Origin of the sequence: Microbispora sp. NPDC046973, assembly GCF_040644495.1 — a bacterium.
Classification (GTDB): domain Bacteria; phylum Actinomycetota; class Actinomycetes; order Streptosporangiales; family Streptosporangiaceae; genus Microbispora.
In genome coordinates this window covers 371,808-386,025 of the sequence record NZ_JBEYWQ010000005.1, presented here as the reverse complement: position 1 = coordinate 386,025, position 14,218 = coordinate 371,808, and the positions used below count along the sequence as shown (strand labels likewise).

The window sequence follows — 14,218 nt, the reverse complement described above, 5'->3', positions numbered from 1 at the left end:
CACCGGTAGACGGGGTCATGCATGATTCATGCACTGGCTTTTAGCACACTGTTGAGTTCTCAAGAAACGGACGCGACCACCATCACCCGAAACCCACCAAGGGGTCCCGAGATCCAGGGCGATGACTTCCGTTCGGCCGACTCTACGACGATCGCCGCTTCGCAGACCTGGAGGGCCATGCGATCTCGGCCAATGCTCTTGTGAGAGTGACCGCCCCTCTCGGGGCAACCACTCCATACTAAACCCTCGCCCGCCTCGTGTCAAACCTTTCGGCTTGGCCTCGCCACGAACGACCCGGACTCGACGCGGACGCCTTGTCTGGGTGGCTGTCGGAGTGGCTTGCCCGCCGGGTCCGGCCGCCTGTCGGCGTCCCGCATCCCTCGGGGGCGAAGAAAACATTAGGCAACGCCGACTCGGCCGTCAAATCACGCCGAGATGGCCGAAACCCTAGGTCAGACGGGAACTTCGGGCGTCGGCCACCGTCGACGCCACAAGATTGTTACCTTCGTCATAACAACTCTTGGCCATGAAACAGTCGCCCCGGTCCGGGACCGGGGCGGCTGTTGAGTGTGCCGGATCAGTGTGGCGGATCAGCGCGACAGATCAGGCGACCTCGATGCCGCCGACCGTCTTCTTGCCCCTGCGCAGCACGAGGAACCGGCCGTGCAGCAGGTCGTCCGCCGAGGGCACGTACTCCTCGTCGGTGATCTTCGTGTTGTTCAGGTACGCGCCGCCCTCCTTGACGGCCCGGCGCGCCGCGGACTTCGACTCGACCAGGCCGCTCTGCGCGAGCAGCTCGACGTACGGCGCTCCCAGGGCGGGCACGACCGCCTTGGGCACCTCGGCGAGAGCGGACTCCAGCGTGCGGGCGTCGAGTTCGGCCAGCGAGCCCTGCCCGAACAGCGCGCGCGAAGCGGCGATCACCCGGGCCAGCTCGTCGGAGCCGTGGACCAGAGTGGTCAGGTCCTCGGCCAGGGCGCGCTGCGCCTCGCGGGCGGCCGGCCGCTCGGCCACGGACTTCTCCAGCTCGTCGATCTCCTCCCGTGTCCGGAAGGTGAAGACCTTGAGGAACCGCACCACGTCCCGGTCGTCGGCGTTCAGCCAGAACTGGTAGAACGCGTACGGCGAGGTCAGCGCGGGATCGAGCCAGATCGCCCCGCCGGCCGTCTTGCCGAACTTCGTGCCGTCGGCCTTGGTGATCAGCTTGCCGGTGAGCGCGTGGACGTGGCCGCCCTCGACCCGGCGGATCAGGTCGACGCCCGCGGTGATGTTGCCCCACTGGTCGCTGCCGCCGAGCTGCAATGTGCACCGCTCCCGCCGGTACAGCTCGAGGTAGTCGTTGGCCTGCAGGATCTGGTAGCTGAACTCGGTGTAGCTGAGCCCCTCGCCGGCCAGCCGGGCGGAGACCGACTCCCTTGCCAGCATGCGGTTGACGGGGAAGTGCTTGCCGACGTCCCGGAGGAAATCGATCGCCGACAGGTTCGCGGTCCAGTCGAGGTTGCTGACCAGCGTGGCCGCTGTCGGTCCCTCCTCGAAGGACAGGAACTTCTCGACCTGCACCCGGATCCGTGCGACCCACTCGGCGACGATGTCGCTGGAGTTCAGGGCCCGCTCGGTGCTGCGGCCGCTCGGGTCGCCGATCAAACCGGTGGCGCCTCCGACCAGGCCGATAGGCCGGTGGCCCGCCCGCTGGAAGCGGGTCAGGATCAGCAACGTGGCGAGGTTGCCCACGTGCAGCGAGGGTGCGGTCGGGTCGAAGCCCGCATACACGGTGATCGGACCGTCGGCCAGCGCCTTGCGCAGCGCGTCGATGTCGGTCGTCTGCGCGATCACGTCGCGCCACTCGAGCTCGTCGAGGATGTCAGCCATCTCCGACGTCGGCACGAGGTTGCCTGAAGTTGCGGTCACGGTCGTGGCTTTCGCTTATCGATGGTGGGTGTACGGGCTTCCGTACAAGCCTGCCTGATCACGAAACCTTATCGCCACTTCTTACCTGCGCGTCAGCTCGTGGCACGGCCTCGTCGCCGGGGAACGTGGGCGCGGTAGGGCGAGACGGTGGGGTCGCCGTCGATCCAGAACCTCCAGGGCGTCTCGGCGCCCGCCGACACGCCGGTGCGAGGACCTGTCCTGACCTGGCCGGACGGCACGGGCCGGCCCTCGTGCACCCGGATCGGACCGCCGGAGCAGCAGTCCGTGCCGTTGTGCTCCCGGACCAGGCCGAGCGCCACCGTGAGCCGGGCCGGTCCACGCGCGAGGTCGCGGTCCGGGACACGCCGCACCACTCCCTTGAGGTCCGGGCCGTCGGCGTGCGGCATGCGCCGGATGCGCGCGGCGTGCACACCCGCGAGCACCTCGCCGGCGCGTAACAGGACGGCCGAACCGGTGCCCGCGGGCATGCACACGAGATTGGCGCAATAGTGCATGCCGTACGTGAAGTAGACGTAGAGGTGCCCCGGCGGCCCGAACATGACCGAGTTGCGCGGAGTGCGTCCCCGGTAGGTGTGGGAGGCCGGGTCCTGCCCCGGCCCGCCGTACGCCTCGACCTCGCTCAGCCGCACCGCCACCGATCCGTGCACGACCACGCGGCCGAGCAGGTCGGGCGCGACCACGTCCGAAGGGCGGTCGAAGAAGTCGCGGCCGAGCGGAGCGCCCGCGACGTCCTCGATCAGTTCTCGTTCGCCCATGCCGCCTGGCCGTCGACGACTTCCCGGAGGTTGGCGATCTGGTCGCGGACCCGGTCGGGCGCGGTGCCGCCGAAGGCGCTGCGGGCGGCCAGCGCGCCGTGCACGTTCAGCACGTCACGGACGCTCGCTCCGGAGGCGTCGACGGCGAAGTGCGGCGAGACCTTGGCCAGCTCGTCGTCGGTGAGCTCACCGAGGTCCTTGTCGTTCACCTGGCACCACACCACCAAGTGGCCGACGGCCTCGTGCGCATCGCGGAACGGCACCCCGCGGCGGACCAGAAGTTCGGCGAGATCGGTGGCCAGGGCGAAGCCGTCGGGCGCGCTGGCCTCCAGCTTGGCCTTGTTCACGCGCATCGTGGAGACCATGCCCGAGACAGCGGGAAGCACCAGGAGCAGGGTGTCGACCGCGTCGAACACCGGCTCCTTGTCCTCCTGGAGGTCGCGGTTGTAGGTGAGCGGAAGGCCCTTGAGGGTCGTCAGCAGCGACATCAGCGAACCGATCAGCCGGCCGCTCTTGCCCCTGGCCAGTTCGGCGACGTCGGGGTTCTTCTTCTGCGGCATGATCGACGAGCCGGTGGAGTAGGCGTCGTCCACCTCGATCCACCGGAACTCCTGCGAGGCCCACAGCACGATCTCCTCGCCGAGCCGGGAGATGTGCACGCCGATCAGCGCCGCGCAGAACAGGAACTCGGCCGCGAAGTCGCGGTCGGCGACGGCGTCCATCGAGTTCGGCGCGGGGGCGTCGAACCCGAGTTCGGCGGCGACGGCGGCGGGGTCGAGCGGCAGGGAGGACCCGGCGAGCGCGCCCGAACCGAGCGGCGAGACCGCCGCGCGCCTGTCCCAGTCGCGGAGGCGGTCCACGTCCCTGGTGAGCGCGTGGACGTGGGCCAGAAGCTGGTGGCCGAACGACACGGGCTGAGCGTGCTGAAGGTGCGTCATGCCGGGGGCGGCGACGTCGGCGTTCTCCTCGGCCTGGCTGATCAGCGCCGTCTCCAGCTCCACCAGCCGGGAGACGATCATTCGGACGTGGTCACGCAGGTAGAGGCGCAGGTCGGTGGCGATCTGGTCGTTGCGGCTGCGCCCGGCGCGGAGCTTGCCGCCCAGCGAGCCGAGCCGTTCGAGCAGGCCGCGCTCCAGCGCCGTGTGCACGTCCTCGTCGGCCACGGTGGGGCGGAACTCCCCCTTGCGGCACGCCCGGTCGAGGTCGTCGAGCGCACCCAGCATGCGGTCGAGCTCCTCCTGCGTCAGCAGCCCGGCGCGGTGCAGCACGCGCGCGTGCGCGCGCGAGGCCAGCAGATCGTACGGCGCGAGCCGCCAGTCGAACTGCACGCTCACCGACAGGCGCGTGAGGGCGTCCGCGGGTCCCCCCTCGAACCTGCCACCCCAGAGCCGCATCGGCTTGTTGTCCGCCACCGTCTTCTCCCTCCGATATTCGAGTCCCTGCAGAAAAGATGACCGCGCGCCCGTTCCCGCCCGGGGCCGTCGTACGTGGATCCTTGCGCCTTTCGGGTTTTTCCGATGAACCCTTTCGGGTTTTCCCGGACGAGCCTTCGGCGCGAATCCCTCACGCGGATCCTTCTGCGGGACTAATCCGCGACCTTAGCCGACGTACGCCCCGGTCCCTGCACCGGAACCGGGGCGTATGCCGGGTGGATCAGGCCTGGCGGGCGTCCCGCGCGGCCGCGATTTCGCTGTGGTCCGTCGAGTACGGCGATCTCCTGCCGACGTCGATCGGCAGGCCCGTCTCCGACGGCCTCCCCACCGGTGCTCCGGGGGAGGCAGGGAATTGCCGCCGGCGTGCCGCGCCCGCCCTCGAGTGCGCCCGCCACGTCATGGTTCCCGCTTCTCGCTGCCGTGGTCGCGGACCTCCACGGCGAGCTTGTGCCTGGTCACGTCGGGCGTGCGGCGGGTGGCCAGGCTGAGCAGGGTCTCCGCCAGCGCCTGCCCTCCGGTCGGGTCACGGCTGATGACGAGGATCGTGTCGTCGCCGGCCACCGTGCCGAGGATGGACTCCCAGCCCGCGTGGTCGATGGCCGAGGCGAGGAACTGCGCCGCTCCCGGTGGCGTGCGCAGTATCACGAGGTTGGCCGACGCCTCGGCCGACACCAGGAGCTCCTCCGCGATTCTCCGCAGCCGCGCGTCGGGGTTTTCCGGCATGCCGTTCGCGGCACCGGTGCGGTAGAGCGGAATCCGTCCTCCGCCCTCGCCCGGCAGCGCGTAGACCAGCGTGCCGTCGTCGGCCCGCAGCTTCAGCGCGCCCAGCTCGTCGAGATCGCGGGAGAGGGTGGCCTGGGTGACCTCCACTCCCTGCTCCGCCAGGAGCTTGGCCAGCTCGGGCTGCGAGCGGACCTTGTGCCTGGTCAGCAGCTCCACGATGCGCGCGTGCCGGGCCGCCTTCGTCAGCGGGATGGTCACGACCCCTCCGCACCCCGCGTCGCCAGCCAGTGCAGCAGCGCCTTCTGGGCGTGCAACCGGTTCTCCGCCTGGTCCCACACCACGCTCTGCGGCCCGTCGATGACGTCCGCGGCGATCTCCAACCCCCGATATGCCGGGAGGCAGTGAAGCACGATCGCGTCCGGGTCCGCAAGGCCGAGCAGCGCAGTGGACACCTGGTAGGAGGCGAAGGCCGCGACCCGCTCGTCCTTGCCGTCCTGACCCATGGACACCCAGGTGTCGGTCGCGACCACATGCGCTCCGGCCACCGCGGCCTCCGGATCGCTCACCGCCGTGACGGATCCGCCCGTGGCCGCCGCGATCTCGGCAGCCCGCTCCATGACCAGGGCGTCGGGCAGGTAGCCCACCGGAGCCCCGATGCGGACGTGCATGCCGGCCGTGGCCCCGCCCAGCAGGTAGGAGTGGGCCATGTTGTTGGCGCCGTCGCCGAGGTAGGCGAGCGTGAGGCCCCGCGGCGAGCCCTTGTGCTCCCGGATCGTCTGGAGGTCGGCGAGGATCTGGCAGGGGTGGAACTCGTCGGTCAGCGCGTTCACCACAGGCACCGACGAGTGGGCGGCCATCGCCTCGATGCGCTCCTGGCCCGCCGTCCGCCACACGATCGCCGCGACCTGCCGGGACAGCACCCGCGCGGTGTCCTCGATCGGCTCTCCGCGTCCCATCTGCGAGGTGCCGAGGTCCATGAGCAGAGGCTGGCCGCCCAGCTCGGCGACGCCGACGGTGAAGGAGACCCGGGTGCGGGTGGACGGCTTGTCGAACAGCACGGCGACCGTGCGGGGGCCCTCGAAGGGCCGGTAGCCGAACCGGTCCTTCTTCATCGCCTCGGCGAGGTCGAGCACCTGCGCCTGCTCTTCCGGCGACAGGTCGTCGTCCCGCAGGAAGTGCCTGACACGCGCCGGGTCCGCGCCCTGCATCGCTCCCGCCGGGCCGGCGACGGGGTTCACGAGGTCGTTCTCAGACATCTGCATCCTCCAGGATGCCGGGCAGCGCATCGAGGAAGGTCTGCACGTCGGACTCGGTGATGACAAGCGGCGGCGCGAGCCGTACCGCGTCGGGCTGAAGGGCGTTGACCAGGAATCCGGCCTCCTGTGCCGCCGCCTGCACCTGCGCCGACTTCGGCGCGGTGAGCACGGCCGCCAGCCAGAGCCCGCGCCCCCTGATCCCTTTGAGCAACGGGTGCCGTACGGCGGCGACGCCCTCGGACAGCAGCGCTCCCACCGTGACGACATTGCCGAGCAGTCCGTCGCGCTCGATCGTGTCGAGCACCGCGAGCGCCGCCGCACACGAGACCGGGTTGCCGCCGAAGGTCGAGCCGTGGTCGCCCTTGGCGAAGACCTCCCCGGCCTCGCCGAAGCCGATGCAGGCTCCGATCGGCAGGCCTCCGCCGAGGCCCTTGGCCAGCGTCAGGACGTCGGGGACGACCCCCTCCGCCTGGTGGGCGAACCAGTGCCCGGTGCGGCCGATGGCCGACTGGATCTCGTCGGCCACGAGCAGCGCCCCCGCCGAGGAGCAGATCTCCCTGGCGGTGCGGAAGTAGCCGTCGGGCGGCGGTATGACACCCGCCTCACCCTGGGTGGGCTCCAGGAAGACCGCGGCGCAGTCCTCGGTCACCGCGTTCTTGAGCGCATCCGCGTCCCCGTACGGAACGAACCGGACATCGAGCGGGAACGGCCCGAACTGGTCGCGGATCGCCGGCTTGCCCGTCAGTGACAGCGCGCCGAGCGTGCGGCCGTGGAAGCCGTTCTCCGCCGCCACCATGTAGCCGCGGCCGTGCATCTTGCCGTACTTGATGGCGATCTTGACTGCCGCCTCGTTGGCCTCGGTGCCGGAGTTGGAGAGGAAGACCCTCGCGGGCTCTCCGAGCAGGGCGAGCAGCTTCTCGGCGAGCAGCACCTCGGGCTCGTGCAGGAACAGGTTCGAGGTGTGCGCGAGAGTGGCCACCTGCCGGGACACCGCCTCGACCAGGGCCGGGTGGTTGTGGCCGAGCGAGGTCACCGCGATGCCGCCGATGAGGTCGAGGTAGCGGCGCCCGTCCACGTCCCAGACGACGCAGCCCTCGCCGCGGGCGATGGCGACCGGCGGCACCCCGTAGTTGCGCATGAACGCCGCCCCGAAGCGTCCGCGCAGTTCGTCGTTGGTGGTCACCTGGCAACCTCCCCGTTCACGGCGCCGTCCGCCGTCGCTTCGACCCCGCCTCGCACCGCCGTCACGGCGCCGTCGGGCTCGACCATCGTCCCGATGCCCTCGTCGGTGAAGACCTCCAGCAGCAGCGCGTGCGGCACCCGCCCGTCGAGCACGTGGGCCTGTGGTACGCCGCCGCGCACGGCGGCCAGGCATGCCTCCATCTTCGGCACCATGCCACTGGACAGCGAGGGCAGCAACGCGGCGAGTTCGGACGCCCCGATGCGGCTGACGACCTCCTCGCTGTTGGGCCAGTCGGCGTACAGTCCCTCGACGTCGGTGAGGACGATGAGCTTCGACGCCTGGAGCGCCACGGCGAGAGCGGCGGCGGCGGTGTCGGCGTTGACGTTGTAGATCCCGCCGTCCTCGCCACGCGCCACGGACGACACCACCGGGATGCGGCCGTCGTCCAGCAGGGCCCGCACAGCGCCGGCCTCGACCCGGACGATGTCCCCGACCTGGCCGATGTCCACCTTGACGCCGTCCACGACGACGTGCTTGCGCTGGGCGGTGAACAGGTGGGCGTCCTCGCCGGACATGCCGACCGCGAACGGCCCGTGCCCGTTGATCAGCCCGACCACGTCGCGGTTGACCTGGCCGACCAGAACCATCCGGACGACCTGCATCGCCTCGGGCGTGGTCACCCGCAGCCCGGACACGAAGTGGCTGTCGATCCCGAGCAGATCGAGGTGCGACTGGATCTGCGGGCCGCCGCCGTGCACGATCACCGGCCGCAGGCCCGCGTAGCGCAGGAACACCACGTCGGCCGCGAACTTGGCCCGCAGGTGCTCCTCCGTCATCGCGTTGCCGCCGTACTTGATGACGACGGTCGCGCCGTGAAAGCGCGCGAGCCAGGGCAGCGCCTCGATCAGGGTGTGCGCCTTGTCCAGGGCGCCGTTACGCCTGACGCTCATGACGAGTACGCCGAGTTCTCGTGCACGTACGCCGCCGTGAGGTCCGTGGTGTGCACGGTCGCGGTGTGCGGGCCGGCGGACAGGTCGATGGTGATGGTGACGTCGCGGGGTCGCAGGTCGACCTTGGAGCGGTCGTCTCCCGCCGCGCCGCCGCGGCAGATCCAGATGCCGTTGACCGCCACGTTGACCCGCTCGGCGTCGAACACGGCGTCGGTGGTGCCGACCGCGCTGACCACCCGGCCCCAGTTGGGGTCCTCACCGTGGATCGCGCACTTGAGCAGGTTCGAGCGGGCGACCGCGCGGCCCACCGCCACCGCGTCCTCCACCGACGCCGCGCCGACGACCTCGATGGCGATCGCCTTGGAGGCGCCCTCGGCGTCGACCAGAAGCTGCCGGGCCAGGTCCGCGCAGACGGCGGTGACGATCTTCTCGAACTCGGCGAGGTCGGGGCGCACGCCCGACGCGCCGCTCGCGAGCAGCAGCACGGTGTCGTTGGTCGACATGCACCCGTCGGTGTCGAGCCGGTCGAACGTCGCGGAGGTCGCCCTGCGCAGCACCGTGTCGAGTTCCTCGGACGTGAGGTCGGCGTCGGTGGTCAGCACGCACAGCATCGTGGCGAGCGCGGGCGCGAGCATCCCGGCGCCCTTGGCCATGCCGCCCACCATGTAGCCGTTCTCGCCCCGCCGGAAGGAGATCTTGCTGACGGTGTCGGTGGTCCGGATCGCGTCGGCCGCCGCCAAGCCGCCGTCACGGCTGAGCTGCTCGGCCGCGGTCCCCACGCCGCCGAGCAGCGCGTCCATCGGGAGCCGCTCGCCGATCAGCCCGGTGGAGCAGACCGCGATCTCGGCCGCGGAGTCGTCCAGGACCTCCGCCACCTTCTCGGCGGTGGCGTGGGTGTCCTGGAAGCCCAGCGGGCCGGTGCAGGCGTTGGCGCCGCCGGAGTTGAGGACGACGGCCCTCACCCGGCCGCCGCCGAGGACCTGAGCCGACCACAGGACGGGCGCGGCCTTGAAACGGTTGCGGGTGAAGACGCCGGCCGCGGCACGCGAGGGGCCGTCGTTGACGACCAGGGCCAGGTCGCGGGCGCCGCCGCTCTTGATCCCGGCGGCGACTCCTGCGGCGCGGAAGCCCAGCGGTGCGGTGACGCTCATGCGCACTCCTGGAAGGGGACGATCTTGATCACGGTGCGACTCCATTGATGGGAAGGCCGGCTTCTTCCGGAAGGCCGAGAGCGAGGTTGGCGCTCTGGATCGCTCCGCCCGCGGTCCCCTTGGTGAGGTTGTCGATGGCCACGACGGCGACGATCCGCCCGGCCCGCTCGTCGAGGGTGACCTGCAGGACCGCGGTGTTGGCCCCGACCGTCATCGCGGTCGCCGGCCAGACTCCCTCGGGCAGCAGGTGGAGGAACGGCTCGTCCTTCACCGCCGTCTCGTACGCCTCCCGGACCGCGGCGGGGGTGACACCCGAGGCGGCGGGCGCCGTGCAGGTGGCGAGGATGCCGCGGCTCATCGGCGCGAGGGTCGGCGTGAACGACACCCGGACCGGCCGTCCGGCGACCGCCGACAGGTTCTGCTCCATCTCCGGAGTGTGCCGGTGCACCCCGCCCACGCCGTACGCGCCGACCGAGCCGATGACCTCGCTGCCGAGCAGGTGGGCCTTGGGCGCCCGGCCGGCTCCGGAGGTGCCGCTCGCGGCGACGACCACGACGTCGGGCTCGGCCAGCCCGGCCGCGAAGGCGGGGAACAACGCCAGCGTCGCGGCCGTCGGATAGCAGCCGGGGACGGCGACGCGCCGGGCGCCGCGCAGGACCTCGCGCTGACCGGGCAGCTCGGGCAGGCCGTAGGGCCAGGTGCCGGCGTGGACGCCGCCGTAGAATGCCGTCCACTCCTGCGCGCTGGTCAGCCGGAAGTCGGCGCCGCAGTCGACGACGAGCGTGCCGTCGCCGAGCTCGGCGGCGACCGCGGCCGACTGACCGTGCGGGAGGGCGAGGAAAACGACGTCGTGACCGGCGAGCACGTCGGGGGTGGTCTGCTCGATCACCCGGCCGGCCAGCGACGGCAGATGGGGCTGGTGGGCGCCCAGCCGGGTGCCCGCGCTGGACGCGGCGGTCAGCGCGCCGATCTCGACGGCGGGGTGTCCGAGCAGCAGACGGAGCAGCTCTCCTCCCGCGTAGCCGCTGGCTCCGGCGATCGCCGCCCTCATCCGCGCCCCCGATCCTTCGACCTCTGCATGATCATGCAACGGACCTCATGTTCTTGCTGGTGTAGAGAGTATGCATCGCAAAGCATGAGCATGCAAGCAGCGTTCCGAGGAATGGACATCTAGCCGACGTACCTACCGGTCGGTATCGTGAAACCTCCGGTTAAGGAACGGATCCGGGAGTGCGCCAGCATGACGATCACGAACGAACAGGTCCAGGCCCAGCTCACGGCGCCCGGGCAGCTCTTCGAGATGGAAGAGGTCGAGGTCGGCGGTCACAAGATCCGGGCGTGGAAGCATGCCCCCGCGACCTTCCGGGCCCTCCTGGAGATCACCCGATTTCACGGGGACAAGGTGTTCGTCGTCTACGAGGACGAGCGCATCACCTACGAGGAGCACTTCCGGCTGGCCGCGACGCTCGCCAACCGCCTGGTGGACGACTACGGCGTGCGCAAGGGCGACCGCGTCGCCGTGGCCATGCGCAACTACCCCGAGTGGATCGTCTCCTTCTCCGCCGTGCTCGCCGCCGGGGCGGTGGCCGTGCCGCTCAACGCCTGGTGGACCGAGCAGGAGCTGGAGTACGGCCTGAGCGACTCGGGCGCCAAGGTCGTGATCGCCGACGGCGAGCGCGCCGCCCGGATGGCCGGCAGCGGCCTGCCGATGATCGTCACCCGCGGCGAGGGGGCCAACTGGGCCGAGGTCCTCGGCGAGGTCCGCGCCGACGTGACGCTGCCGCAGGTCGAGCTGGGCCCCGACGACCTGGCCACGATCTTCTACACCTCCGGCACCACCGGCAGGTCCAAGGGCGCCCTCGGCAGCCACCGCAACCTCGGCCAGGCGCCGATGACCGTCGCGTACGCGATGATGCGCACGGTGGCGATGGCCGGCAGGGATGTGGCCGCGGCGGCGGAAAAGCGCAGGATCACCCTGCTGACCGTGCCCCTCTTCCACGTCACCGGGTGCTTCGCCGTGCTGATGACCACGATGTTCAGCGGCGGCGGGCTCGTGCTGATGTACAAGTGGGACCCCAAGCGGGCCCTGGAGCTCATCGAGCGCGAGAAGGTCACCGTGATGAGCGGCGTGCCGACCAACGCCTGGCAGCTGTTGTCGCACCCCGACCTGGGCAAACACGACATCTCCTCGCTCGGCTCCATCTCGTACGGCGGCGCACCGGCCCCGCCGAAGCTGCTGGAGCGGATCACCGAGACGCTCCCCAACCGCACGCCCGCCAACGGGTACGGCATGACCGAGACGACGGCGCTCGCGATCTACAACAGCGGCGGGGACTACCTGGCCAAGCCCGACAGCATCGGACTGCCGCTCGCCGTCGTGGACGTCAAGGTCTGCGACCCGCTCGGCGCCGAGCTGCCGCGCGGCGAGGTCGGCGAGCTGTGCATGCGCGGGCCGATCGTGATCATGGGCTACTGGAACCGCCCGGATGCCACGGCGGAGACGTTCGTGGACGGCTGGCTGCACACGGGCGACCTGGCCCGCATCGACGAGGACGGCTACGTCTACATCGTCGACCGCGCCAAGGACATGGTCATCAGGGGCGGCGAGAACGTCTACTGCGCCGAGGTCGAGGCCGCCCTGTTCGAGCACCCCGCGGTGGACGACGCGGCCGTCATCGGCATTCCGGACGACGAGCTGGGCGAGCAGGTCGGCGCGGTCGTACGGCTCAAGCAGGGCGCCGGCGCCACCGGGGAGGAGCTCCAGGAGTTCCTGCGCGGCCGCATCGCGGCGTTCAAGGTGCCGGTGCGGTTCTGGTTCAGGGAGGCCGAACTGCCGCGCAACCCCGGCGGCAAGGTGCTCAAGACCCACCTGCGCAAGGAGACCCTGGGTCTTTAGCGCCGCGACCCGGAGATCGGCGGGAGGGGCACCGCTTACCTCGCGCGTAATCGCCTCTCCTCGGGGCTCCGTGACACCGTTCACGTGTCGTCACGGAAGACATCCCCGAAGGAGTGGAAATGACTGACTACACCGCCCTGGCCGAGCGTTACATCGCCGCCTGGAACGAGCGCGAGGCCGAGGCCAGGGCGAAGGCGGTGGCCGGGCTGTGGACCGAGGACGGCGGCTACACCGACCCGCTGGCCGCCGTCACCGGGCACGACGGGATCGCCGCGGTGATCGCCGGCGCGCAGGAGATGTTCCCCGGGTTCGTGTTCACCCTGGGCGGGGCTGTGGACGGCCACCACGACATCGCGCGCTTCACCTGGCACCTCGGTCCGGAAGGCGCGGCCGAGCCCGTCGTGATCGGCTTCGACGTCGTGGCGCTCGCCGAGGACGGCCGGATCCGCAGCGTGTACGGCTTCCTCGACAAGGTCCCCGCCTGATCGTGCTCACGGGCGGCTCCGGAGCCGTCCGGGACTTCCACTCCCGGACGGCTCCCGAAGCCCGCCGCGCCGCCTCGCCCTGCCGGTCGTGTGCCCGAAGGCCCGCATGCGCCGCCCTGCCCCGAAGAAAGGGCGAGCGCGGGCAGCACAGACGGCGCGGTGCTCATCGGGCTGAAAACTTCATCGGCGTTCCGGCTTTACAGGTCGTCCTTTATCGGTTCATGGAGCCGAAATTTTTCAGCCGATCTTTGACATGTTTCAAAGCCGTTCTCACAATGATCCTCCGGCGAACCCCAGGGCCGGGTGGCGCTCCCCTGCCGGCGATACGCGCCGCCCGGCCCTCCCCCGATCGGAGGAGCAGACATGGCCGACAGCGCCGTGCCCACCACAAGACGCGCAGGCTTGCGCAGAACGATCGCCGCGGCGCTCGCGGGCGTCCTGACCGCGGCGATCGCGACCGTGACCCTGTCCGCCACGGCCGCACAGGCGGCCGACTGCAGCGCCGGATACGTCGGCCTGACCTACGACGACGGGCCCAATCCCAGCAACACCACCACCCTGCTGAACACGTTGAAGGCCAACGGCCTGCGCGCCACGATGTTCAACATCGGGCAGAACGCCCAGAACAATCCCTCCCTCGTCAGAGCGCAGGTCGACGCGGGCATGTGGGTCGGCAACCACAGCTGGACCCACCCTCACCTGACCCAGATGAGCAGCTCGCAGATCCAGTCGGAACTGCAGCAGACCCAGCAGGCCATCCAGCAGATCACCGGCTCCGCGCCCAAGCTGTTCCGCCCGCCGTACGGCGAGAGCAACTCCACGCTCAAGTCGATCGAGCAGCAGCTCGGCCTCCGGGAGATCATCTGGGACGTCGACTCCCAGGACTGGAACGGCGCCAGCACCGCACAGATCGTGCAGGCCGCCGGTCAGCTCCAGAACGGCCAGATCATCCTCATGCACGACCAGTACGCCACCACCGTCGCCGCCATCCCCCAGATCGCGGCGAACCTCCGCAGCCGCAACCTGTGCGCCGGCATGATCTCGCCGTCCACCGGCCGCGCCGTGGCCCCCGACGGCGGCGGACCCGTCTCTCCGTCCCCGTCGAACCCGCAGTCGCCCAGCCCCTCTCCCACGCTCACTCCTTCGCCGGTCCAGGGCGGATGCACCGCGACGATGCAGACCGTGAACTCCTGGACCGGCGGGTTCCAGTCCAACGTCACGGTGCGCGCGGGCAGCTCGGCGATCAGAGGCTGGACGGTGACCTGGAGCTGGCCCGGTTCCCAGTCCATCAGCCAGCTGTGGGGAGGACTCCAGTCCGGTTCCGGCTCCTCCGTCAGCGTGCGCAACGAGTCCTGGAACGGCGGCCTGGGCGGGGGCGCCTCCACCACCTTCGGCTTCGTCGCCAACGGCACCGCCGCCACGCCGACGCTGACCTGCAGCGCGTCCTGACCGACACC

12 protein-coding genes are annotated in these 14,218 nt (G+C 70.6%); 3 read left to right on the top strand and 9 right to left on the bottom strand.

Annotation, left to right across the window (positions count from 1 at the left end; genetic code table 11):
* Nucleotides 1-603: 603 nt before the first annotated feature.
* From tyrS to argC, 9 genes are all read right to left on the bottom strand, one after another.
* Nucleotides 604-1,869: a tyrosine--tRNA ligase gene (gene tyrS, locus ABZ860_RS14000; protein WP_357219696.1), complete on the bottom strand. Its 1,266-nt coding sequence runs from the start codon at nt 1,867-1,869 to the stop codon at nt 604-606.
* A 131-nt stretch (nt 1,870-2,000) separates the two neighbouring features.
* Nucleotides 2,001-2,684 carry a DNA-3-methyladenine glycosylase gene (locus ABZ860_RS13995; protein WP_357219654.1) on the bottom strand — a complete coding sequence of 228 codons (684 nt, stop codon included), beginning with the start codon at nt 2,682-2,684 and terminating at the stop codon, nt 2,001-2,003.
* Nucleotides 2,666-4,078, bottom strand: coding sequence for an argininosuccinate lyase (gene argH / locus ABZ860_RS13990; protein WP_357219694.1), 1,413 nt, complete (start codon nt 4,076-4,078; stop codon nt 2,666-2,668). The genes ABZ860_RS13995 and argH overlap by 19 nt, the downstream gene beginning before the upstream one ends.
* A gap of 435 nt (nt 4,079-4,513) precedes the next feature.
* A complete protein-coding gene (locus tag ABZ860_RS13985) occupies nt 4,514-5,098 on the bottom strand; it encodes an arginine repressor (RefSeq protein WP_357219651.1) in 585 nt (194 codons plus the stop codon).
* Nucleotides 5,095-6,048 carry an ornithine carbamoyltransferase gene (argF, locus tag ABZ860_RS13980; protein WP_357219691.1) on the bottom strand — a complete coding sequence of 318 codons (954 nt, stop codon included), beginning with the start codon at nt 6,046-6,048 and terminating at the stop codon, nt 5,095-5,097. The genes ABZ860_RS13985 and argF overlap by 4 nt, the downstream gene beginning before the upstream one ends.
* Nucleotides 6,049-6,088: 40 nt before the next feature.
* A complete protein-coding gene (locus ABZ860_RS13975) occupies nt 6,089-7,234 on the bottom strand; it encodes an acetylornithine transaminase (RefSeq protein ID WP_357219689.1) in 1,146 nt (381 codons plus the stop codon).
* Nucleotides 7,235-7,275: 41 nt separating this feature from the next.
* A complete protein-coding gene (argB, locus tag ABZ860_RS13970) occupies nt 7,276-8,229 on the bottom strand; it encodes an acetylglutamate kinase (RefSeq protein WP_357219648.1) in 954 nt (317 codons plus the stop codon).
* On the bottom strand, nt 8,226-9,380 hold the full coding sequence (gene argJ, locus ABZ860_RS13965; protein WP_357219645.1) for a bifunctional glutamate N-acetyltransferase/amino-acid acetyltransferase ArgJ: 1,155 nt from the start codon (nt 9,378-9,380) through the stop codon (nt 8,226-8,228). The genes argB and argJ overlap by 4 nt, the downstream gene beginning before the upstream one ends.
* A gap of 28 nt (nt 9,381-9,408) precedes the next feature.
* The gene (gene argC / locus ABZ860_RS13960; RefSeq protein WP_357219642.1) at nt 9,409-10,431 is read right to left on the bottom strand and encodes an N-acetyl-gamma-glutamyl-phosphate reductase; all 1,023 of its coding nucleotides are present in this window, start codon (nt 10,429-10,431) and stop codon (nt 9,409-9,411) included.
* Between the two features lie 189 nt (nt 10,432-10,620).
* Here argC and ABZ860_RS13955 point away from each other — a divergent pair, with 189 nt between their 5' ends.
* The 3 genes from ABZ860_RS13955 to ABZ860_RS13945 all read left to right on the top strand — a co-directional run bounded on the left by ABZ860_RS13955 (nt 10,621) and on the right by ABZ860_RS13945 (nt 14,210).
* On the top strand, nt 10,621-12,276 hold the full coding sequence (locus ABZ860_RS13955; protein WP_357219639.1) for a class I adenylate-forming enzyme family protein: 1,656 nt from the start codon (nt 10,621-10,623) through the stop codon (nt 12,274-12,276).
* A gap of 119 nt (nt 12,277-12,395) precedes the next feature.
* Nucleotides 12,396-12,761, top strand: a complete 366-nt coding sequence (locus ABZ860_RS13950) for a nuclear transport factor 2 family protein (RefSeq protein ID WP_357219636.1) — start codon at nt 12,396-12,398, stop codon at nt 12,759-12,761.
* A gap of 363 nt (nt 12,762-13,124) precedes the next feature.
* On the top strand, nt 13,125-14,210 hold the full coding sequence (locus ABZ860_RS13945) for a polysaccharide deacetylase family protein (RefSeq protein WP_357219633.1): 1,086 nt from the start codon (nt 13,125-13,127) through the stop codon (nt 14,208-14,210).
* The last annotated feature ends 8 nt before the right edge of the window (nt 14,211-14,218 follow it).

Excerpts from the sequence above, each read along its gene's own strand:
- tyrS (WP_357219696.1), bottom strand. The coding sequence starts at position 1,869 with ATGGCTGACATCCTCGACGAGCTCGAGTGGCGCGACGTGATCGCGCAG.
- ABZ860_RS13995 (WP_357219654.1), bottom strand. The coding sequence starts at position 2,684 with ATGGGCGAACGAGAACTGATCGAGGACGTCGCGGGCGCTCCGCTCGGC.
- argH (WP_357219694.1), bottom strand. The coding sequence starts at position 4,078 with ATGCGGCTCTGGGGTGGCAGGTTCGAGGGGGGACCCGCGGACGCCCTC.
- argF (WP_357219691.1), bottom strand. The coding sequence starts at position 6,048 with ATGCAGGGCGCGGACCCGGCGCGTGTCAGGCACTTCCTGCGGGACGAC.
- ABZ860_RS13975 (WP_357219689.1), bottom strand. The coding sequence starts at position 7,234 with ATGCGCAACTACGGGGTGCCGCCGGTCGCCATCGCCCGCGGCGAGGGC.
- argB (WP_357219648.1), bottom strand. The coding sequence starts at position 8,229 with ATGAGCGTCAGGCGTAACGGCGCCCTGGACAAGGCGCACACCCTGATC.
- argJ (WP_357219645.1), bottom strand. The coding sequence starts at position 9,380 with ATGAGCGTCACCGCACCGCTGGGCTTCCGCGCCGCAGGAGTCGCCGCC.
- argC (WP_357219642.1), bottom strand. The coding sequence starts at position 10,431 with ATGAGGGCGGCGATCGCCGGAGCCAGCGGCTACGCGGGAGGAGAGCTG.
- ABZ860_RS13955 (WP_357219639.1), top strand. The coding sequence starts at position 10,621 with ATGACGATCACGAACGAACAGGTCCAGGCCCAGCTCACGGCGCCCGGG.
- ABZ860_RS13950 (WP_357219636.1), top strand. The coding sequence starts at position 12,396 with ATGACTGACTACACCGCCCTGGCCGAGCGTTACATCGCCGCCTGGAAC.
- ABZ860_RS13945 (WP_357219633.1), top strand. The coding sequence starts at position 13,125 with ATGGCCGACAGCGCCGTGCCCACCACAAGACGCGCAGGCTTGCGCAGA.